The 21,902-nt window shown below is 38.5% G+C and carries 23 protein-coding genes; 10 read left to right on the top strand and 13 right to left on the bottom strand.

Features of this window, described 5'->3' with window-relative positions; translation table 11 throughout:
- Window positions 1-65 precede the first annotated feature (65 nt).
- Entirely contained in the window at window positions 66-899 is an 834-nt protein-coding gene (locus AC1DG9_RS00770; RefSeq protein ID WP_337717055.1) for an N-acetylmuramoyl-L-alanine amidase, read from the bottom strand.
- Window positions 900-1,025: 126 nt separating this feature from the next.
- On the opposite strand from AC1DG9_RS00770, the gene AC1DG9_RS00765 reads away from it, so the two are divergent.
- Window positions 1,026-2,708 (top strand): dipeptidyl-peptidase 3 family protein, encoded by a 1,683-nt coding sequence (locus tag AC1DG9_RS00765; RefSeq protein WP_172662292.1) that lies wholly within the window; start codon window positions 1,026-1,028, stop codon window positions 2,706-2,708.
- Window positions 2,709-2,839: 131 nt separating this feature from the next.
- On the opposite strand, the gene AC1DG9_RS00760 is transcribed toward AC1DG9_RS00765, so the two are convergent.
- The 8 genes from AC1DG9_RS00760 to gltX form a co-directional block, all read right to left on the bottom strand.
- Window positions 2,840-3,208: a response regulator gene (locus tag AC1DG9_RS00760; RefSeq protein ID WP_172662293.1), complete on the bottom strand. Its 369-nt coding sequence runs from the start codon at window positions 3,206-3,208 to the stop codon at window positions 2,840-2,842.
- A gap of 25 nt (window positions 3,209-3,233) precedes the next feature.
- Window positions 3,234-3,800: a chemotaxis protein CheB gene (locus AC1DG9_RS00755; protein WP_172662294.1), complete on the bottom strand. Its 567-nt coding sequence runs from the start codon at window positions 3,798-3,800 to the stop codon at window positions 3,234-3,236.
- Window positions 3,797-4,618 carry a CheR family methyltransferase gene (locus AC1DG9_RS00750; RefSeq protein ID WP_172662295.1) on the bottom strand — a complete coding sequence of 274 codons (822 nt, stop codon included), beginning with the start codon at window positions 4,616-4,618 and terminating at the stop codon, window positions 3,797-3,799. The genes AC1DG9_RS00755 and AC1DG9_RS00750 overlap by 4 nt, the downstream gene beginning before the upstream one ends.
- Entirely contained in the window at window positions 4,619-4,984 is a 366-nt protein-coding gene (locus AC1DG9_RS00745; protein WP_172662296.1) for a response regulator, read from the bottom strand.
- A gap of 4 nt (window positions 4,985-4,988) precedes the next feature.
- The gene (locus AC1DG9_RS00740) at window positions 4,989-8,576 is read right to left on the bottom strand and encodes a response regulator (protein ID WP_477634217.1); all 3,588 of its coding nucleotides are present in this window, start codon (window positions 8,574-8,576) and stop codon (window positions 4,989-4,991) included.
- A 13-nt stretch (window positions 8,577-8,589) separates the two neighbouring features.
- Window positions 8,590-9,714: a hybrid sensor histidine kinase/response regulator gene (locus tag AC1DG9_RS00735; RefSeq protein ID WP_048908180.1), complete on the bottom strand. Its 1,125-nt coding sequence runs from the start codon at window positions 9,712-9,714 to the stop codon at window positions 8,590-8,592.
- Window positions 9,715-9,855: 141 nt separating this feature from the next.
- Window positions 9,856-10,692, bottom strand: coding sequence for a KPN_02809 family neutral zinc metallopeptidase (gene ypfJ / locus AC1DG9_RS00730; protein ID WP_288884270.1), 837 nt, complete (start codon window positions 10,690-10,692; stop codon window positions 9,856-9,858).
- Between the two features lie 65 nt (window positions 10,693-10,757).
- Window positions 10,758-12,266, bottom strand: a complete 1,509-nt coding sequence (gene gltX / locus AC1DG9_RS00725) for a glutamate--tRNA ligase (RefSeq protein ID WP_337717057.1) — start codon at window positions 12,264-12,266, stop codon at window positions 10,758-10,760.
- A gap of 48 nt (window positions 12,267-12,314) precedes the next feature.
- On the opposite strand from gltX, the gene AC1DG9_RS00720 reads away from it, so the two are divergent.
- The 6 genes from AC1DG9_RS00720 (at window position 12,315) to AC1DG9_RS00695 (ending at window position 17,125) form a co-directional block, all read left to right on the top strand.
- Window positions 12,315-13,535: a sensor histidine kinase gene (locus AC1DG9_RS00720; protein WP_172662300.1), complete on the top strand. Its 1,221-nt coding sequence runs from the start codon at window positions 12,315-12,317 to the stop codon at window positions 13,533-13,535.
- A complete protein-coding gene (locus tag AC1DG9_RS00715) occupies window positions 13,513-14,016 on the top strand; it encodes a DinB family protein (RefSeq protein ID WP_288884272.1) in 504 nt (167 codons plus the stop codon). Before AC1DG9_RS00720 ends, AC1DG9_RS00715 begins: the two co-directional genes overlap by 23 nt.
- Complete coding sequence (locus AC1DG9_RS00710; protein ID WP_172662302.1) at window positions 14,013-14,435, top strand: hotdog fold thioesterase; 423 nt, start codon at window positions 14,013-14,015, stop codon at window positions 14,433-14,435. Before AC1DG9_RS00715 ends, AC1DG9_RS00710 begins: the two co-directional genes overlap by 4 nt.
- Before the next feature lie 161 nt (window positions 14,436-14,596).
- On the top strand, window positions 14,597-15,754 hold the full coding sequence (locus tag AC1DG9_RS00705; RefSeq protein WP_477634216.1) for an ATP-binding protein: 1,158 nt from the start codon (window positions 14,597-14,599) through the stop codon (window positions 15,752-15,754).
- Window positions 15,755-16,176: 422 nt separating this feature from the next.
- The gene (locus AC1DG9_RS00700) at window positions 16,177-16,539 is read left to right on the top strand and encodes a hypothetical protein (RefSeq protein WP_246269685.1); all 363 of its coding nucleotides are present in this window, start codon (window positions 16,177-16,179) and stop codon (window positions 16,537-16,539) included.
- Between the two features lie 31 nt (window positions 16,540-16,570).
- Window positions 16,571-17,125 carry a DUF2911 domain-containing protein gene (locus AC1DG9_RS00695; protein ID WP_337717059.1) on the top strand — a complete coding sequence of 185 codons (555 nt, stop codon included), beginning with the start codon at window positions 16,571-16,573 and terminating at the stop codon, window positions 17,123-17,125.
- 2 nt (window positions 17,126-17,127) lie between these two features.
- Here the strand turns inward: AC1DG9_RS00695 and AC1DG9_RS00690 are convergent, their stop codons facing one another.
- The 4 genes from AC1DG9_RS00690 to AC1DG9_RS00675 all read right to left on the bottom strand — a co-directional run bounded on the left by AC1DG9_RS00690 (window position 17,128) and on the right by AC1DG9_RS00675 (window position 19,181).
- A complete protein-coding gene (locus tag AC1DG9_RS00690; protein WP_288881249.1) occupies window positions 17,128-17,508 on the bottom strand; it encodes a hypothetical protein in 381 nt (126 codons plus the stop codon).
- Window positions 17,499-18,086: an RNA polymerase sigma factor gene (locus AC1DG9_RS00685; RefSeq protein ID WP_172662306.1), complete on the bottom strand. Its 588-nt coding sequence runs from the start codon at window positions 18,084-18,086 to the stop codon at window positions 17,499-17,501. Before AC1DG9_RS00685 ends, AC1DG9_RS00690 begins: the two co-directional genes overlap by 10 nt.
- Window positions 18,087-18,220: 134 nt before the next feature.
- On the bottom strand, window positions 18,221-18,544 hold the full coding sequence (locus AC1DG9_RS00680) for a DMT family transporter (protein WP_172662307.1): 324 nt from the start codon (window positions 18,542-18,544) through the stop codon (window positions 18,221-18,223).
- A 70-nt stretch (window positions 18,545-18,614) separates the two neighbouring features.
- Complete coding sequence (locus AC1DG9_RS00675) at window positions 18,615-19,181, bottom strand: Crp/Fnr family transcriptional regulator (protein ID WP_288881255.1); 567 nt, start codon at window positions 19,179-19,181, stop codon at window positions 18,615-18,617.
- 145 nt (window positions 19,182-19,326) lie between these two features.
- On the opposite strand from AC1DG9_RS00675, the gene AC1DG9_RS00670 reads away from it, so the two are divergent.
- From AC1DG9_RS00670 to AC1DG9_RS00660, 3 genes are all read left to right on the top strand, one after another.
- Window positions 19,327-19,680, top strand: a complete 354-nt coding sequence (locus tag AC1DG9_RS00670; RefSeq protein ID WP_172662309.1) for a DUF6249 domain-containing protein — start codon at window positions 19,327-19,329, stop codon at window positions 19,678-19,680.
- A 274-nt stretch (window positions 19,681-19,954) separates the two neighbouring features.
- The gene (locus AC1DG9_RS00665; RefSeq protein WP_172662310.1) at window positions 19,955-20,575 is read left to right on the top strand and encodes a TetR/AcrR family transcriptional regulator; all 621 of its coding nucleotides are present in this window, start codon (window positions 19,955-19,957) and stop codon (window positions 20,573-20,575) included.
- Window positions 20,572-21,888: a TolC family protein gene (locus AC1DG9_RS00660; RefSeq protein WP_172662311.1), complete on the top strand. Its 1,317-nt coding sequence runs from the start codon at window positions 20,572-20,574 to the stop codon at window positions 21,886-21,888. The genes AC1DG9_RS00665 and AC1DG9_RS00660 overlap by 4 nt, the downstream gene beginning before the upstream one ends.
- Window positions 21,889-21,902 lie beyond the last annotated feature (14 nt).

The raw sequence follows: 21,902 nt of genomic DNA, 5'->3' as shown, positions 1-21,902 counted from the left end.
CTTGCTCATGTAGTTCAGGAGATCTCTCCTATCGTCGAGATGACGAATTCATAATGATCTCCATCTTACATATACTTCTTGTACAAGTTAAACAGAATTAGTTTAACTGCAGGGGTTAACTCAGGCGTTACATCTGTTTGCACAAAGTGGATCTTAAACGCCACAATTGCTGCAGGCAAATTGCTCACATCATACCCAATTATTTTTAGCGCAAGAGTTGCATCGAAATTATCTGGTGGCATTACAAGCACACTGTCGTACCATAATCCATACCCTTTTTCGGCAAACCTCTTCCAGGGGAAATTAGTGGGATCAACCTTTCTCCTTGGTGCCAGATCTGAATGGCCTATAAAATTTGCCGTTGGAATTTTATACCTGCTTTTTAAGGTCGACAGCAAAGTCATCAGACTTTGTAACTGCACTTCAGAATAAGGTTCAGTTCCCGAATTATCAATCTCTATTCCAATAGAAGACGAGTTTAGATCCGTATCGTTACCCCATTTTCCCACACCTGCGTGATTAGCTCTTAAATAGTCATTTACCATTTGAATAACCTTTCCGTCCCTCCCAACTACATAATGAGCGCTCACCTCTGTTTTAGCAATGGTAAAAGTTTTTATTGTCTGATCAGAAGATTTCTGGGCAGTATGATGAAGAACTACAAAGTTTGGTCTTCGTATACCGAAATTCACAGATCCAACCCAAGATTGAAGCGTCGGATCAGAAAGCACAACGCCTTGGCCTACTGGTGGCATTGATTTTATTGCTTCAGCAAACTCTCCTGCCTTTTTCTTATACACTTTATTTGTAGCTGCGTATTTACCTGCAGAGCATGATGCAAGCATAAGCATTGCTAAAATGTAGGGATAGCCTTTTTTTAATTTGATCTGATATACCATAATGAAAAGATAGAAGGCGTGAAATTACTATTTTTTACTATTTTAGTCGCAATTAAATCTGCACTATCAAACCTGTCTTGCCTAAAAGCAGGTCATATAGTCATAAAAGTACTAATATATTCATATATGAAAAACATTAGCAAAGCAAGCCTTTTTATTGCTGGATGCTCAATCATTGCAGGAATTGCTTCGTGCGGTAGCCCGCAGGACAAAAACACAAAAACAACAGAAAAGAAAACATCATCAAACGACAGTTTACAGAAGTATGTAAATGAGCGACTAGATATTTATGAAAAGGTAAAACTCACTACCAATTTAAATGACCTGACTATTAATGAACGTAAAATACTTCCTCTGCTAATACAATCTGCTCAAATAATGGATGAGCTATTCTGGAAACAGGCATACCCTCAGAGAGATAGTTTACTAAACACCATAAAGGATGAAAAAACAAAATCTTTCATCTGGATTAACTATGGGCCATGGGACAGACTTAATGGCGACAAGCCCTTTGTTGCGGGCATCGGCCCTAAACCGGATGCGGCTAGCTTCTATCCTGCGGGAATGACTAAAGAAGACCTCAAAAAATCTGACGCAAAAGATAAATACGGGCAATACTCTGTTATAAAAAAGGATAGCACAGGAAAACTAAATTCAATTCCTTACCATGTTCTTTTTGCTGCAGAATTACAAAAAGCTTCAAATCTTCTAAAACAAGCTGCACTGCTTGCAGAAGACGCGGGGCTTAAAAAGTATCTGAATCTACGTGCCGATGCGTTAGTAACAGACAACTATACTGCAAGCGACTATGCATGGCTAGACATGAAAACCAACAACCTTGATATCATTATTGGTCCTATTGAGAATTATGAAGACAAATTATTCAATGCTCGTGCCTCTTACGAGGCTTATGTATTGATAAAAGACAAGGTATGGAGCAAGCGTCTTGCCAAGTATGTAAGCATGCTCCCTCAGCTACAGCAAGGCCTGCCTGTTGATGCTAAATACAAGAAAGAAAAGCCAGGTACAGACTCCGAGCTAAATGCTTACGATGTGATCTACTATGCGGGTGATTGTAATGCTGGTTCAAAAACAATTGCAGTAAACCTTCCAAATGATGAAATTATCCAACAAAAGAAGGGCACAAGGCGTTCACAGCTAAAAAATGCAATGAAAGCTAAGTTCGACAAAATTCTAATACCTATAGCCCAAGAACTTATCGACAAAGATCAGCAACAATACATCAATTTCGATGCTTTCTTTGCCAACGTAATGTTTCACGAGGTTGCTCATGGCTTAGGAATCAAAAAAACAATTACAGGTAAGGGATTTGTTAAAGAAGCTTTGCAAGAGCAATATTCATGGCTTGAAGAAGGTAAGGCGGATGTTTTAGGGCTTTACATGGTAACCGGATTACTTAAAAAGGGAGAACTGAAAGGCGACATTAAGCAGTTTTACACCACATATATGGCGGGCATACTTCGCTCAGTAAGATTTGGAGCTGCAAGCGCACATGGAAAAGCTAACATGCAATGCTTCAATTTCTTTAAGGAAAATGGGGCTTTCATCAGAAATGAAAATGGCACATACAAGGTCGACTTTGCTAAATTTGAAATGGCTATGAATAAATTAAGCGGCTTAATTATAACCCTTCAAGGAAACGGGAATAAAGCGGCTGTAGAAAAGGCTCAAAAAGAAAAGGCTGTTATTTCAACTGAACTTCAAACCGATCTTGATAAATTAACCAAAAAGGGAATCCCTGTTGATATCATTTTTGAGCAAGGCGTTGATGTTTTGGGTGTGAAGTAACCTAAGCGAAATTCTTTCGTCATCTCGACGATAGGAGAGATCTCTTGAAGTAGCATAAAAACGAGATCTCTCCTATCGTCGAGATGACCCGCTATCCTCTTACCACTATCGTCTTAAGATCCTGTCTTCCTTTAAACGGAAAGGTGTTTGTGAATGATATCCTCCAATTCTTGGATATCAAAAGGTTTAGACAAATAGCCATCTGCCCCAGCTTCTGTTGCAAGCGCCTGTACATCGTTATTTGCAGAGAAATAAATTACAGGTATACCTTTCAGTGCCTCATGGCCTTTAAGCGCTCTGGTTGCGTCAATACCCCCCACATCCGGCAGCCAATTGTCCATAAAAATAATATCCGGTATATATGCCAACACCTGATCTATAATATTATTAGAGGTCGAAGATGTCTTAATATCGAAACCTGCATCTTCCAGAATAATTGTACATAATTCTAAAATTTCTGCATTATCATCAAATACAAATACTCTTTTATTCTTCTCCATTTGCGGGTATGGTTAACTACAACGTTTAGGGCAACAAATTTATGAATTCTGCTATATCTTCTATGCTTAAAACATGATCTATTTTTACGTTAGCTTGAGCTTGGGCAGGCATATATGCTACTTGAGCACTATTTGGATCCTGAATCAAGGTTGTTCCACCCCAAAGCTTAACACTTTTCAACCCATTTACACCATCAGCGTTCGATCCTGATAGCAAAAGACACACTAGGGTATCTTTATAAACCTCTGCTGCGGTTTGAAATGTTGCGTCTATTGCCGGTCTGGAATAGTTTATTTTTTCGGAATAATCCAAAGAAAATGAACGATCCTGCTCAATCAGCAAATGATAATCTGACGGAGCTATATAAATAGTGCCAGCAATTAACGGCTCTTTTTCGTCTACCTCTTTAACCTTAAGCTTAGTTCTGGTTGACAACAATTCAGGCAATAAAGAATCTGCGCCATGTTTACGATGGATAACAATGACTATTGGGAATTTTATTGCAACATTAACTAATGGAAGCACTTTTAAAAGCACATCCAAACTCCCTGCAGAGCCTCCGATAATAAATGCTTCACATTTTTTTATCATTGTATTTTCCTCCAGATCTTCTCTGAATCCAATCGTTTATACTTGTCCGAAATGCCCGAAAAATTAATTGTTTCCTTTGTTCCAAGTGCTAAATACCCCAGCTCTTCAAGGCTCTCATCAAAAAGGTTTAGCACCTTCTGCTGTAGTTCCCTATCAAAATAGATCAATACATTTCTACATAAAATGAGCTGAAACTCATTAAAGGAGTAATCAGAAACCAGATTATGTGTTGAAAATATGATCTTACTTTTTAAGTCCTCATCAAATTTAGCAAGCGAATAATTCGCTGTATAATAACTTGAAAAATCCTTTAAACCTCCAGATAAAATATAGTTCTCAGAATATTGCTTCATGCTATTCATGCCAAACATTCCTTGTGCGGCCTTTTCCAACACAATTGGGTTTAAATCTGTTGCGTAGATTAAAGATTTATGCAGCAGGTTAAGTTCTTTTAAAATAATTGAGATCGAATATGCCTCTTCTCCTGTTGAGCAGCCCGCCAGCCAAATTCTGATAAATGGGTATGTGCCCAACTTTGGCAATACAACGTCTCTTAATGTTTTAAAAAAAACAGGATCTCTAAACATTTCAGTTACATTAACTGTAATCTGTTCTACAAACCGTTTAAAATATAGATTATCGTTATTTATCTTATATCTGAACTCAGCAAAACTTACGGCTCTATCCAAACTGTACAGTCGTATAATTCTTCTCTTTAAAGATGCTCTGGAATACCCGGTAAAATCATACCCATACTTTTCCAGAAGGTCTGAAAGTAAGATCTCAACATGATCGTCGTTAATTACAGAGAGTTCCAATTATATATACTTTATGAGTAAACTTGTTAACTCTTCAACATTAATAGGTTTAGAGACATAGCCGGCAGCCCCCGCATTCATACACCGTTCTCTATCTCCAACCATGGCCTGGGCCGTAACAGCTATAACAGGAATATGTTTAATTTCCGGACTTTCATCTATTTTAGCTATTGCCTCATATCCATCCATTCCCGGCATCATCATGTCCATTAAAACCACTGCAATCTCTTTATTCTCTTTAAGCAGGTCTATTCCTTCTTCCCCTCCGGTTGCGGTTAAACATTGGTAGCCTTTTGCTTTTAAAACAGCCGATAACGCAAAAATGTTCCTGTTATCGTCATCAATTATCAATATCTTTTTCGCCATATAGCTACACTTTGTTGTAAAGCCAAACACGTAATAACGAGATTAGCTGATCAATATCAACAGGCTTAGAGATGTAATCAGACGCCCCTGCGGCAATACATTTTTCCCTGTCGCCCATCATTGCTTTGGCAGTAACAGCCAAAACCGGTAATTGTTTATATGCAGGGATTTTCCTGATCTCTTTAGTGCTTTCATATCCGTCCATMTCSGGCATCATCATATCCATTAGCACAATATCTATCAATGGGTTCTCTTTGAGCATTTGTAGCGCTTCCTTTCCATCCGTAGCTGCTAAAACTTTCATTTTATGTTGTTCCAATGCTTTTGTTAATGAGAATATATTTCTCACATCATCATCAGCAATCAGAACTGTTTTGTTATTCAGCACCTCATAAAGGCCTCCAAGTTTTTCAGTTGCCTGTTTTTTATGCTTACCATCCAATTCCTTCTCCTCTATTAGATGCAAGAACAGTCCGGCTTCATCTAGTATTCTTTGATAAGAATGGGCTGTTTTTACTACAATTGAATCGGCATATTGTTTAATCCTACTCTCCTCGCCCTTCGATAAGTTTTTCCCGGTAAAGATGATGATAGGTAAATTTTCCAATCCTTCACTTTTCTTAATCGTTTCAAGCGTTTCATATGCATTTTTATCTGGTATACCCATATCCAGAATCACACAATCCACTTCTTTTTCCTGTAACGCACCAATCCCTTCTTTAACATTATTAGCAACCTGAGTGTTGATGTTATAGTTACTCAAGAAATAACTCAAGGCTTGGGCATGCTGCTTGTTTTCTTCAACAATAAGAACTTTTTTGGGTCCTTTAGTTAATGCTTGTTCAAGCTTTTGGAATATCTGCGCCATATGCTCAAGAGCTACAGGCTTATTTATAAAATCTACCGCTCCCTTTAGCAAACTTTCCTTTTTAACCTCAAGAGATGACATAATATGAACTGGAATATGTCTGGTTTTAGGATTTGACTTCAGCTCCTCCATTACCTGCCATCCATCCTTAACAGGAAGTTGAATGTCCAATAAAATAGCAAGAGGGTTATAGTGATTGGCCAGTTCAATCCCAACATCGCCTCTAACGGCTACAATCCCTTTATAATTTCTTTTTCGGGTAAACTTCAAAAGCGTTTTCGCAAACGCAGTATCATCTTCTACTATTAAAATTACTTTATCGTCTTCTTTAATATCGTTCCTGTCGTCCTCAACCTCTTGTGGAATATGGTCAACAGTAAATCTTTCTAAAATAACCTCCCTTTGTTTTTCAAGGGGAGCGAAAGTATCGGTTTCCTGCTCTTCTTGTTTTTTAACTGCAGCCAATCTATCAATGGGTAAAGCGAACGTAAACTCACTACCTACATTTTCTTTACTGGTAAGCTCAATTTCTCCTCCCAACAGTTTCGATAGCTCCCTGCTTATAGAAAGGCCTAGCCCGGTACCGCCAAACTTCCTTCTGGTCGAACCGTCGGCCTGTTGAAATGCTTCAAATATAAGCCCAAGTTTATCTCCCGGAATACCTATGCCGGTATCTGTGACTTTAAACAAGATGAACTTATTCGTATCGTCTCTTTTAACCGTTAATGAGACCTTGCCATGATTTGTAAATTTGATMGCATTAGACAGCAGATTCTTTAAAATCTGCTCAAGTCGCATTTTATCTGTATTAATAACACCCTTGGTCTCCTCAGCATCAATAACCAACTCAAGCCCTTTATTCTTTGCCAATGGCTCAAATAAAGACCGCATATCAGTTATTACCTMATTAACACTAATATCATCAAACTCAAGTTTCATTTTCCCAGCCTCTATTTTAGAGAGATCCAGTATTTCGTCAATAAGCCCCAACAACCCCTGTCCTGAGCTTTGAATCACATCCGCATACTCCACATATTCCTTATCAAGCTCCTTATTCTCCGACATTAATTTAGACAAGAGTAATATTGAGTTTAGAGGAGTACGCAATTCGTGCGACATGTTTGCAAGGAATTCCGATTTATACTTGGTGCTTTGCTCCAATTGCTCGGCTTTCTGTTGTATATCCAGATTTCGCTCCTGAATGAGTTGATTCTTCTCTTCCAATAAACTGGTTCTTTCCTCAAGTTCCTGATTGCTCTGCAATAATTCTTCCTGCTGCACCCTCAGCTCTTCCTCAGAAGTTTGTATTTTTTGCGTCTGAGCTTCTAATTCGGCATTGAGTCCCTCCAGTTCACTATGCTGGGCCTGCAACTCTTCGGCCTGGGCCTGGGTTTCCTCTAAAAGCTCCTGTAATTTCTTGCGATTCTGTGCAACATGTACTGCAATTCCGATATTATGCGAAATATTGTTAAAGAACTCCAATTGAAGGGGGGTGTAAATATTCAATGAACCAAGTTCCATTACCCCAATAGTTTCATTATGTCTAACCACAGGAAAAGCAACAACATTTCTTGGTTTGGTAGCGCCTGTTGCATAGCTAATGGTCATTTCGCCCTCGGGAATATCATTGATCAAAATTTGTTTCCCCGATTTAAACACCTGTCCCGCAATACCTTCTCCGGCATTTAACCTATACTTTTCTCTATCTATTATCAGAGAATAGCTTCCTGCAAGATGTAATTCCGAATCATCTCCCGCCAGGTAAAAAGCTGCAACAGCACTATTCGTATGTACTATAATGTTCTCAAGAATATCATTAGCAAGCTCCTCTACGCTTTTTTCTCCAACCATCTTATCATTAAGAGTGGCAATGCCCGATTGGAGCCATTCTTTATCGGCCAAAAGGGCAAAAGAATACTGAAGTGATTCGGCCATTGAATTTAAGGACCCCGCTAAACTACCCAGGCCATCTTTTTGTTCCGCATTCATCCGGATCTGGTAATCGCCATTAGAAATTTGAGYAGCAATGCCTTGAATAACTTCAATCCTATTGGCTATCTCCTCATTCTTATCCTCCAGCTCTTTTTGTAATTGCCTTCTGGTATTAAAATCTGAGGAAACTCTTTTGTAGAAAATCACGGTAATCAAAATGGCAAAAAAAGCAGCTATAAGAATTAAAATTGGGGTATAGCCCGCCATCTTATTCATATTAGCGGTCCGTTCATCAAGCAATCTCTTTTCTTCAGCCTGCATTCTTTTAATAACAGTCCTCGACTTATCCATGTAAACCTTTCCGTCAAGTAATTGGGCAGTAGAAACACTTTCGCCTTTACCTTTTAACGCTATGGTTTTTTCAATAATACTTAACCGGTCATCAATAATCCCCTGTAACTCCTTCGCATTTTGCTGCTGAAAAGGATTGTCCTTTGTATCTGAGCTTACTTTGCTTAAAAGATCAATTGCGGTTTGCCTTGCACCGTTATAAGGCTCCAAAAAAACCTTATCACCAGTCAGCAAGTATCCTCTTTGTCCTGTTTCTGCATCTTTTAATGTCGAAATTACACCATCAAGGTTCGTCATAACTTCATTGCTATGCGAAACCAGATCTGCATTTTGAATCAGGTTCTTTATACTAATAAAAGACGCAAGTGATGAAATAAAAAGGATCAATAATGATAGCCCTAAACCAATTCGTAGATTATTTCTTAAAGATTTTTCTTTCATAAATTAATGTCTTTTAATCCGTTTCAGTGCCAGAATTTACAGGTAAAATGAAATAAAACTCAGATCCCTCACCAAGTGTACTTTTAACCCCAACTTCCCCGCCATGCCGTTTTATGATTTCGGCAGAGATGAACAGTCCAATGCCCAGACCCTGAAAATGGATTGAGGTTTCTTCCACTCTATAAAATTTATCGAAAACCGATTTTTGCTGGTCCGGGGCAATCCCGATCCCAAAATCCCTTACCCCCACGTACACCTTATCAGCAATCACGTCTACGTGAATATGAATTTCATTTGTACCAGGAGAGTATTTAATCGCATTTGTTAAAAAATTAATAATTACCTGTTCAATCCTCATTTCATCGGCATAAACCTCAATGCCTACTTTCCCTTTCCTAATGATGTTAAACTCAGGATTAGCCTGACGAATAATGTCGATTACACTATCCAGCAGATCATCAATTGCAAAGTCTTTTTTGTTAAACTTAAGTTTCCCGCTTTCGATTTTTGATATATCCAATAAATCGGCAATCAGCTCGTGAAGCTTTTCTAACTGGATTTGTGCTTTCTCAAGATGTTTTTTGACTGTGGGGATGTCTCCCTTTTCTACGCTTCTTCCCAGCAATTGCATGTACCCCTTAACACTTGTTAATGGCGTTTTTAATTCATGACTGGCGATACTGATAAATTCATCTTTTTTACGTTCGGCTTGCTTTCTATATTCTATTTCATCCAGTAATGCCTTTTGAATTTCAATCAGCTTCCTGCTCTGCTCATAGATGCGGTAAAACGTTTTTACTTTTAAAAGCAAAATATCCATATCAACGGGCTTGGTAATGTAATCGAGCCCGCCAGAAGAATAACCCCTGGTAATAAATTTGAGTTCTTTATTTACGGCAGATAAAAAAATTATAGCCGTTTCTTTGGCCTTACTGTACCCTGAAATAGCTTCCGCTACTTCAAAGCCATCCATCCCGGGCATTTGCACATCCAAAATAATCAGGACATATTCATTCTTAAGAACTTTTTTTAAAGCTTCTTCACCTGAGGATGCGGTATCAACTTCAAAATTATGCCTTTCAAGAACCCTTTTTAAAGAGATAAGGTTCTCTGGCGTATCATCTACAATTAATATCATTATTAAAGGGGAATAAGCTTCTAAATAGCATTAGCAAAATAATTTGTATAATAGTTTTGTTCTAAAGTTATACAACTCTTGATAATATTAAGCGTTTAAACTTATATATATATCAAAAAAATTGCAAACCTGCGAGCTTATTTATAATTGTTTTGAACTGAATGTATCCCCTTGGTTAATATCTCCGGTCTCAAATCCCTTCTTAAACCAATACATTCTTTGTGCAGATGTACCATGAGTAAATGCATCAGGAACAACCTCTCCTTGAGCCTGTTTCTGCAATTTATCATCACCTATTGCATTCGCTGCATTTAAAGCTTCGTCAATATCTCCCTCTTCTAATTTAAAGTCTTTTAAGTTTTGAGCATGATGTGCCCATAAGCCCGCAAGAAAATCCGCCTGTAATTCCAGTTTAACAGACAACCGATTGTACTCAACCTCACTTACCTGCCCTCTGGCCTTTTGCAATTTATCAGAGATACCCAACAAATTCTGAACGTGATGGCCTACCTCATGAGCAATTACATAAGCTTGTGCAAAATCACCGGCGGCACCAAATCTGTCTTTTAGATCCTGATAAAAGGACAGGTCAATATATACTTTATGATCTCCCGGACAATAGAATGGACCAACCGCCGAGCTTGCATTTCCACAGGCCGACTGTACCATATTGGTAAACAAAACCATTCTTGGCTTTTCGTATTCCTGTCCCAGGCTTTGAAATTGCTGTTCCCAGACTTGGTTTGTAGACTCAAGAACGCCATCCACAAACTTACCTTCCGCATCAGTCGGGTCTCCTTGTTTACCCTCAGATTGTGTCACATTATTTACAGGCAACTGGCTAACCAGACCTGTCAAATCTTTTCCGAAGAGAAGACCTAAAACTACAATGATAATACCAACGCCACCACCAATGGTGCCGCCACTCATACCCCTTCTATCGTCGATATTACCACTTCCTTTTCCGAACCACTGCATATAATTATTTTTTAATTTGATAAGACAAGAATCCGAGACAATTGTCATACCAAATTACAAAATAATTAGTTAAACGCAGTCAATGCATTCTTTATTCTTTGCACAGTTTCAGCTGCCCCTAAAACAAGGGCAATATCAAATACGCCGGGACCGAATTTACCACCAACAAGCATTATTCTAAGTGGCAGCATTAGCTCCCCCGGTTTAAATTGATGTGTGCCAGCTAATTCTTTAAATTTCTCTTCTAACTCTAAAGCAGTAGCATGATCGGTTACCAATAAAGTATACGCATCAAAAAATGCAGCCTTCTCGGCTGTCCACTTTGGTTTTACCGCAGCCAGGTCATATTCAGCAGGGGCCACAAAAAAGTAAGCGGCCTGAGTAACAAAGTCGCTCAACAAATTACATCTATCTTTAACCAAATCAATTACTTTCAGCAAATAAGCATCATCTTTAACCGTAACACCTTGATCCGCAAATGCTGCTTTTACTGTAGGTAATAATTTTTGGGCATCAGCATTTTTAATCCATTCATGGTTATACCACTTGGCTTTTTCGAAATCAAATTTTGCTCCGGCCTTGCTTATACGTTCAACCGAGAACTTATCAATTAATTCTGCTAAAGAAAACAATTCCTGATCTGTACCATCATTCCAGCCAAGCATTGCCAATAAATTCACAAACGCTTCAGGCATAAAACCAAGTTCTTTAAACCCTTTGGTTAAATCACCGCTTTTTGGGTCAGTCCAGTTTTGTGCATAAACCGGGAAGCCTAATCTGTCGCCATCACGCTTACTTAGTTTTCCGTTCCCATCTGGTTTTAATATCAGTGGCAAATGAATCCATTGAGGCATTATATCTTCCCATCCAAGGTAACGCCACAACAAGATATGTATTGGAGCAGACGGAAGCCACTCCTCGCCTCTAAAAATATGACTGATTTCCATTGCGTTATCATCTGCAACAACGGCTAAGTGATAAGTAGGCATCCCATCGGCCTTTAATAAAACTTTATCGTCAACTAAATTTGTATCAAAACTTACATGCCCCCTAATCAGATCTGTAAAAGAAACCAGTTCATCTTTAGGCATTTTAATACGCACAACGTGCGGGGTATTATTGGCCAAAAGTTCAGCTACTTCATTTTCGCTAAGTGTGAGGGAATTGCGCATCCCTTCGCGTGTTGCTAATCCGTAAGTAAAATTAGGAATCTCCTTACGTTTTGCGTCCAGTTCTTCCGGGGTATCAAAAGCATAGTAAGCATAGCCATCAGCAATTAACTGATCCGCATACTGTTTGTAGGTTGCTTTACGTTCACTTTGACGATACGGCCCAAATTCCCCACCTTTTTGCGGGCTCTCATCTGGCGACATCCCACACCATTCCAAACAAGAAACGATGTATTCTTCTGCTCCCTCAACAAAACGCGTCTGATCCGTGTCTTCAACACGCAAAACAAACGTTCCGTTATGTTTTTTAGCAAACAGATAATTAAACAAAGCGGTACGTACACCACCTAAATGCAGCCCTCCTGTCGGACTAGGGGCAAATCTTACTCTTACTTTCTTTTCCATAATAACACTGCAAAGATATATTTTTGTAATTTGCATTTTTCATATTCTATGAATCCTTACGAGAAAAAACGACGATGGAAGTTCTTTTTGCTGTTCTTTGCCATTATTATTGGAGCAGCATCTGTTTTCTACAGCGACTTCTTTGTTAAAAAAATGGAGCGGGAGGAGCAATTACAGCTTCAACTCTATGTAAAAGTAACAGAGCAGTCGCTGGTTATGTACGATGATGACCGCTATACCAGTTTGATAGAACTCATCAGAACCAATACCAAGCTTCCGGTTATCATGACGGATTCTACAAAGATGGAAATCCTTAGTTTTCAGGGGCTGGATTCGACTAAAACAAACTACGATCTCGAAAAAAAGACAAACGTTACTTACGATCCTGCCTATTTCGCACGTGAATTAAGAACCATGAAAAAACAGCATCCTCCTACTCCAATTACAGGGTTGGATGGCACCCGATGGTGGATTTTCTATAAAGATTCGCCTACCCTAACACAGCTTCGTTACTTCCCTTATATACAATTGGGGGTAATTGCCCTATTCCTGCTTACAGCATATGTAGCTTTCAGTTCTGCTCGTAAGGCAGAGCAGGATCAGGTATGGGTGGGTATGGCTAAGGAAACAGCACATCAGCTGGGCACCCCCATATCGTCGCTCATGGCCTGGGTTGAACTGATAAAATCGAGATTCGATGCAGAAGACGATCCGCTCATTGCCGAAATGGAAAACGACATTAAACGCCTTGAAGTAATTACCGACCGTTTTTCAAAAATAGGCTCCAAACCAATAGTAGAAGACCACGTGGTATACACCGTTATCTATAATTTTGTAGAGTACTTTAAATTGCGCACATCAGACAAGATCATCTTTACCATTAACGGCGATGAGCAGGTGCGTGCATTATTGAACGTTCCATTATTTGATTGGGTAATAGAAAATTTGCTTAAAAATGCAGCCAACGCCATCGAAAACGAAGGCACAATTACCATAAATATCATAGAAAATCTGACCAAAGAAGAGGTCTTTATTGATGTAACCGATACCGGAAAAGGAATTGCAAGATCTAAATTTGATGCCGTTTTCCAACCCGGCTATACAACCCGAAAACGGGGATGGGGCTTAGGGCTATCTCTAACCAAGCGCATTATCGAGAACTATCATAGCGGACAAATATTCGTTAAAGAATCTGAATTAGGTAAAGGCACAACATTTCGTATCGTTTTAAAAAGCAGTATAACTTATGAACCGACCTCAAACACATGAGTACCCCGCCTGGGCTGAAACATACATTAAGCTTGTAGGCGAAGATGTAATTGAATTACTGGAAAAACAAGCCATCGAATTTCCAGATTTTATAAACTCGTTGATAGAAAAGGCAGATTACGCCTATGCCCCCGGAAAATGGACCATCAAAGAATTGATCGGCCATATCATTGATACTGAGCGTGTATTTGTATACCGGCTAATGTGCTTTGCCCGCGGAGAACAACATGCACTTCCCGGCTTTGAAGAAGATGATTATGTAGCAAACGCTCATTTTTCAGATAGAAGTCTATTGAGCCTTTCTGAAGAATTTGCGCATTTACGTAAGTCGAATCTTTATTTAATTAAGTCGTTTACAGAAAAAGAGCTTAACAGAAGCGGAACGGCTTCTGAAAGACAAATCACGGTAAGAGCAATCCTTTTTGTAATGGCAGGCCATATTATGCATCATGTTGGTATTATTAAAGAAAGGTACTTATGATCTGGTTTACAGAATTTTCACCGGCAAAGCTAAATAACCAGCCCAAAAATCACATGGGAGGCTTTTTAGATATACAGTTCACCGAAGTGGGCGAAGATTTTTTAACAGCAACCATGCCGGTTGATGAGCGCACACACCAGCCTGCCGGAATTTTACATGGCGGGGCTTCTGTCGTGCTGGCCGAAACCCTTGGCAGTGTTGCTTCCTATATGTGTATTGATCCGGAAAAGTATGTGGCTGTAGGTTTAGAGATCAATGCAAATCATTTGCGCCCGGTAAAAAGCGGCCTTGTAACCGGGATTTGCAAGGCCCTGCATATTGGTGCAAAAACCCATGTATGGGAAATCAAGATTTATAGCGACAAAGGCAAAATGAATTGTGTAAGTCGGCTTACTGTGGCAATCATCAATAAGCCTTGATAAAAGTTGATTACAAAAAAGGCAACAGAATATGTTGCCTTGTGAATAATTCTATAGAGCATCTATTTAGGCTCAAAACAGAAGCCATGCAAATTCAAAATAAATCTCATGCAAATTCAAAATAAAATACATGTAAATTCAAAATTACCGTATATTTGATAATGGAAAAATTTATTACACGACAGATTTCCAGACATATACATCTGCAAAAAAATAAATTCCCAATCATCGCTTTAACTGGTCCCAGGCAGTCAGGGAAAACTACATTATTAAAAGAATTATTTCCTGAATATCGCTATATATCATTAGAAAATCCAGATATACGCGCCTTCGCAACAGATGATCCTATTGGATTTTTAAACCTATATAACCAGCATGTTATTTTTGACGAGGTGCAACGCGTACCCCAACTTTTTTCTTATATACAAGGTATCGTAGACGACAGTGGACAAATGGGTCAATTTATCCTATCAGGCTCTCAAAATTTCCACCTGTTAAACAGTATCACACAAACGCTAGCCGGACGGGTAGCTCTATTTAAACTTTTACCATTCGATTTTTCTGAATTAAAAAACGCTGGTATCCAGAAAAATTCCTATTCTCAAACAGCGGTTAAAGGATTTTATCCCGCTATTTACACCCGAKAAATCGATCCTGTAGTATTTTACGCCAATTACATCCAAACCTATATAGAAAAAGACGTAACCGAGTTGTTAAATATCCGCGATTTAAACCTTTTCCGTACATTTATTGGTTTGTGCGCGGCTCGTGCTGGGCAACTGTTAAATATTAGCGCGCTGGCTAACGAATGTGACATTTCGCAACCTACCGCAAAAGCATGGCTTTCTATTCTCGAAAGCAGTTATATTACATTTCAGCTACAGCCTTATCATCAAAATTTCAATAAACGTCTGGTAAAAAGTCCTAAGCTTTATTTTTATGATACAGGTTTACTTAATTACCTGCTAGGCATCAGAACACCAGAAGATTTTGAACAAAACAGACTCAAGGGCAACCTTTTCGAAAATATGATCATTGCCGAATATCAGAAGAAAAACAATCATCAATATCTCCATCAGGATTATAACTTCTGGCAGGCAAGTAATGGTAGGGAAGTAGATTTATTAATAAAAACACACAATGGCTTTGACATTTTTGAAATCAAGGCAACTCACACCATTTCTGCCTCTTTATTTAAAGAGTTAGATTATTTTGAAGAATTAACGACTGGATTATTTATCAAAAAGCACTTAATTTATGGTGGTGATGAAGATCAGAAACGTACTAAATATGATGTAATCAGCTGGAGAAATACTTAGTTGTATTCTTTAGCGCCATGTTCCCTTCCTGGCGAACTACAACATACTACCTAAATTATTTTCAATCAAAAACGGAATAGACAAGGGAACCTGACCCCTGTCCACTTATTAACTAACATTCCGTAAGAGGACGGAAAGATCTTTATATTATAACAGCAATATTTATCCTCCGCATCCCAATTATTGAGATAAAATTAATCTGGATTCGAAATTTAATGCGGTAATATACCTCCGTATTCGGAAGTTTATGCTCAGAACGAATCGTAAGATTTTTACTCCTATATCTCTGTATCTTTGGTATGGCTCCAGGCAACCCCTGCATTTTTTCCCAATACCGGTTATAAATAGCAGTAAACACAACTTGGTCTCCAGACTTCAATAAGCCTGAGAGCTCCTGATCAGAATAATTACTGTAAATAGCCATGAAAAATAAGTCCCTTTCTGTAAAGCGATACAAACTCCCGCACATAAAGGGTATTTACATCTGCTTCGTATCAGATTGGGATCTGCTTAGGAGAAAAGGTGCCTTTTGCCCAACAATTAGAGATAAATTATACACAGATAAAATAAATCAATATCTTTGCGGCCTAAGTATTTTAACAATGACTGAACAAGAAAACAACAACAGTTTTGACTGGGTTTACTACATTTTAGGTATGTTTTTTGGAATTTTAACAGCCTTTATCATTTCCGGAAGTTTTGGGTATGCAATTCTTGGCGGTATCGTCGGTTTTATTTTTGGTGCCATTTTCTTAAACGGAATCGTTAAAGGCCGCGAATATTAAACTACATTTTTCTTTACTACACCTTCTCCCTATGAAGAAAATAATGCTTTTTGCTCTGTTTGCAATATTTGCCGGCAACACAATGGCGCAGGATGTAAAATTCCCGGCTATTGATTCGAGCCCTGCTGATATTGCTTATTTCCCTTTAAGTGTTGCAAAGGCTAAGGACGATTCTAAACCATTAATCAAAGTCGTCTATTCTCGCCCTTCAAAAAAAGGTCGGGAAATTTTTGGTGTACTTGAGCAATTTGGCAAAGTATGGCGTGTAGGTGCAAATGAATCGACAGAAATTAAATTCTATAAGACCGTAGTTATTGCCGGCAAGAAGATAAAAGCTGGTTCTTATAGCTTATTTGCCATCCCAAATAAAGACAACTGGACACTTATCATCAATAAACAGACTGATAAATGGGGCGCTTTTACTTATAATCAGGAAAAAGATTTGGTAAGAGTTGATGTTCCGGTAAAAACGCTAACCAGCACGGTTGAGTCACTGTGTATTACTTTTAAATCACAGGAAAAGGGCGCTAATTTAATTATTGCCTGGGATAAGACCTTTGTGGAACTCCCTATAGAAATAAAGTAGTTTTATTGAAGGCTCTTGCCTTTTTTTCTTCTCAGGATACTATCGAAATAGATCAATGCAATAACTACATCTATAAACAGGAAAGCAGTTAAAAAACCGGGAGTCAAGGTTTTGTCAACCGCCCCGGTTAGGTCAATTTTAACTTTAGGCAGTTCGTATGTAACAGTGCTATTGCCTATTGCATATATAAAAACCCCTGCAATGAAAGCTCCAAAAATAGCAGCTATACCATAAATAATTCGATTATCTACCCGTGTCTTTAGAGCTACAGGTTGCTTTTCAAGCTTTATCTGCTCCATCACGTTACGAGTAAAAGACATTGATGGCTCTTCCATCTCCATGCCTTTCAGTAACCTGGTTAATTCTTCGTCTTTTAATTCCATAATAATTCCTTTACCTCGTCTTTTAATAAAAATTCTAACCGCTCTTTTAGTCGCGCCCTTGCTCTGTGCAGCCTGACTTTAACTGTATTTGCCGGCATATTTAGTGCCGCCGCAATTTCTTCTAAACTTTGTTCGCCCTTATAAAACAACGTAACTATCGCGATATCATCGTTAGAAAGCGTAGAAATTGCCTCATCAAGATATTTGTTTGTAGATTTCCTTTCGGCCAGGTTATCACTCAAATCAGATTTATGTCCTTCCAGCTCCAGTTCATTTTCATTTCCGTGTATTGATTGTGTATCAATTCGCTTTTTCCGTAAAAAAGACATAGCCGTGGTATAAGTAATGGTATACAACCATGTAGAAAATTTAGACGTTTGCTTAAAGGTACCTAAGGCTTTGTATGCCTTTACAAAGCAATCCTGAGCAATTTCTTCTGCATCTTCCCTGTTTTTAGCAAAACGTATAGCAAGCGTAAATACAAAGCGCTGATGGCGTTTTACCAATTCCGAATAAGCGGAGGTATTACCCATCAGGACTTCTGCAATTAGGTCTTGATCTGTTTGCTGTTGCTGCATATACAGCTATGACGCCGAGGTAGGCCTGCAGGTTACAACAATTGATAAAAACTAATGGCTTACATTGGCCGTGATCTCCTTTGGTTAATCAAAGGAGATGACGAAGGTTGCTGCACCACACTTAAGCCCAAAACCTAATGGCTTCCAGCAAAGAATTTTAACCCCAGAATAGACCCAATTAGCGTTGCGATAAAAAAGATGCGCCAGAAATTGGCAGGTTCCTGAAAATACAATATTCCAACTATTACAGTTCCTACCGCTCCTATACCTGTCCACACTGCGTATGCCGTTCCCATTGGTAAAGTTTGGGTGGCTTTATTTAGGAAGTAAAAACTTAACGAAATACAAACAGCAAAAGCCAAACTCCATTTAAAGTTGGTAAAGTTATTGGATAGCTTTAAACAGGTGGTAAATCCAACCTCAAACAATCCGGCAATTATTAAAATAATCCAGCTCATAATTTTTTTTTCTGCAAAATTAGGCCGAATTAACAGGCCATTTTTTTACAAATGTTAAAAAATGAGTTTGCTATTTTATTTCTGCACGGATTCGGCTAAGCGTAACCTGGGTAACGCCAAGGTAAGAAGCAATATATCCCAGTTGGATTCTTTGGATCAAATTAGGTGAGTTTTTTAGCAACTCAGCATAACATTCTGACGCCGATTTAAATAATCTGGAAATATAGCGTTCTTCGAGCTTAATCAGCTCAAGCTCTGCCAGCTTTCTGCCCCAGTTTGCAAGGTCTATATTTTCCAAAAATAAGCGTTGTAAGGCTTCATCTTTAATTTCATAAAGAGTACTGTTCTCTAACAATTCTATGCTCTCGTAGCCCGGCTGTCCATTTATATAGCTGTTATAGGAAAACACAAAATCGCCTTCAAGGCCAAACCAAAAGGTGATCTGGTTATCCCTTCCTTCGCAATAAGCACGCGCAATGCCTTTCTGGATAAAGTAAGCCGAGCGGCCTATATGTCCCGCTTCAACTAAAACCTTATTTTTTGGCAGCGCTATCTTATGCATTTCACCAAGCAAAAGCTTAAGACTATCGGGCTTTAGCGGATAAATGCTGTTTATTTTTTTTATAAGCTCATCCAATGTATCTCAAAATTTAAATAAAGATAAAATAACAGCGACAAACATTTTTTTAAAATCTGTGTAACCTGAAATATTTTGATGTAGTCATAGCACACAGAACACAGATTCAAAACAACAGAATATTTAAAATATAAAATAGAATAACATGGGACCAGAATTAGTATTTATATCGCTTTTTGTTTGCACAACAGCAATGGTTTTTGGCATAAGATACATGTCTAACAAAGAAAAAATGGCAATGATAGAGCGCGGAATAGATCCGGGAATTGCCCGATCAAGGCAAAGCGCCCCTACTCCTTTTTTGAGTTTAAAATTTGGATTACTGATGGTTGGTTTAGGATTGGGTATACTAACTGCACTATTTTGCGTGCTGCAAGCAGGTATAGATGATGAAGAGGCTGTAGCAGTATATTTTGGATCAATCTTCATTTTTGGAGGCCTGGGGCTAATTGTATCTTATGTTGTAGAGAAAAAATGGCTTGATCAGCACAACAACTAAAATTACGGTAAGAATGTTTTTAGAGAGCCTGCTCATATTTGAGCAGGCTTTTATATTTTGTATCGCACAATTCGTCATCTCGAATGCATGTGAGAGATCTCTTCAACCTGCATAACCAAGAGATCTCTCACATGCATTCGAGATGACGGAAAGAGTGGAGGATACGACGACATGTGCTGACTTTTGTCAACCCAAAGTCAACAAACATTTTCTATATAAAATTAGATATAAATTAATCAATCGATTGATTAATTTTGCCTCACAATTTGATTACATGGAAAAAGCAGATAAGAGATCGAGTATTCTGGAGGCAGCTTCAAAGCTGTTTGCTGAATTAGGATATGAAGGTGCCTCAACCCGTCAGATTGCGAAAGAGGCAGGCGCAAATATGGCTATGATTAACTATTATTTTGGGTCAAAAGAAGGCGTATTCGTTGAAATGATGAATAACCGGATACAGGGATTCAAAGAGGAACTGAATAGCATTAGCAAAGACCGCCTATCGGGAATGGAAAAACTGTTAAAAGTAGTTGATGGCTATGCCACACGCATACTTTGCAATCACACTTTTCATAAAATGATGCATAGAGAGTTGTCTTTATCTCAAAGACCAGAAATGTTCATCACCATCAAAAATGCAATGGCCGAAAATCTGTTGGTTATCCAGCACATTATTGAAGATGGAATTGAAGATGGAAGCTTCAAAAAAGTGGATGTAAAAATGCTTATCGCTACTGTAATGGGAACCATAAGTTATGTAGCCATCTCCCCTTCTAAAATAACATCAGGAACTACGCTCGACATCAACAACAAAGAAGACCGAAAAATCATCACAGATCGTTTAATTACCCATTTAAAGGATCTCATCACTATTTATCTAACACCCCAACAATGATACGCAACACAATTAAATTAAGCCTTGTGGCTTTTCTGCTCCCTGGAATGCTATATGCCCAAAACATAAAAAAGCTAAGCCTACAGGAAGCAATTGAGTTAGGCATAAGTAACAGCAAGAATTTAAAACTATCACAAAGTAAAATTGATGAAGCTGTTTCTAAACTCGCATCAGTTAAAGACAACGCACTGCCTACAGCCAGTGCTTCCTTTTTATACAACCATGCCGAGATCCCCACTAATAAATTAAGCATTGGTGGCGCAGATCCAATTAATTTACCCAACAGAGCAGATGCATTTATAGGAACTGCCGCGGTGGAACAATTAGTATACGGAGGGGGTAAATTAAGGTATGCAGAAGCATCAACAAAATTGCTTACCGATGTTGCCCGTTTAGATGCCGATAAAAACAAAGAAGAAGTTAGCTACGCAGTAATAAACACTTACTATTCGTTGTTTAAAGTATTGCAAAGCAAAAAAGTAGTTGCCCAGAATCTGGAATCTATTGCCGGACAATTAAAGCAATCGCAGCGCTTTTTTGAGCAGGGAATAGTAACTAAAAACGATGTTTTAAGGTTTCAATTACAACAAGCCAATGTTTCGCTAACCGAAATGGAGATCGAAAACAACAGGAAAGTAATTAACTACAACCTGGATATTTTATTAGGGCTGGATGAAAACACGGAGATAGAAATTGCTGATCCGGATAATGCTTTAAAACCGGTTTCGCCATTAACATCATACATCGATTTGGCCTTATCCAACCGTCAGGAACTAAAACAGGCCGATTTGCAGAATAAGGTTGCAGATATGAACATCAAATCCATTCAGGCAAATACAATACCTACAGTTGGTGTTGGCGCAAACTTGTACTACATTAACCCAAGCGGGAAATTTATCCCTCCAACCAATCAGTACATTGTACCAATGACGCTTGGAGCCAATATTTCATGGAATATCGGAAGCTTATGGACCAATAAAAACAAAGTAACCGAAGCTCGCATTCAACAGAAAAATGTAGGTATCCAAAAAGATATTTTATCAGATCAGGTGAAAACGGAGATCAACAAAAATTATCAGGATTATCAACTGGCTTTAAATAAAATAAAAGTGCTTGAAACTTCTATTGCACAGGCTACTGAAAACGACAACTTACTGGCTTCGAAATACAAAAACAATGTTGCCTCAGCCATCGACCGCATTGATGCAGAAACGTTGCTTTACCAAGCCAAAATCAATTTAGAATTAGCTAAAGCAGATGCCGGACTGGCCTACTATACGCTATTAAAATCAACAGGAAAAATCGCCCAATAACTACCATAACAAAT

It is taken from the genome of Pedobacter sp. 05L430, assembly GCF_056397585.1.
This window is presented reverse-complemented; position numbering and strand designations above follow the sequence as displayed.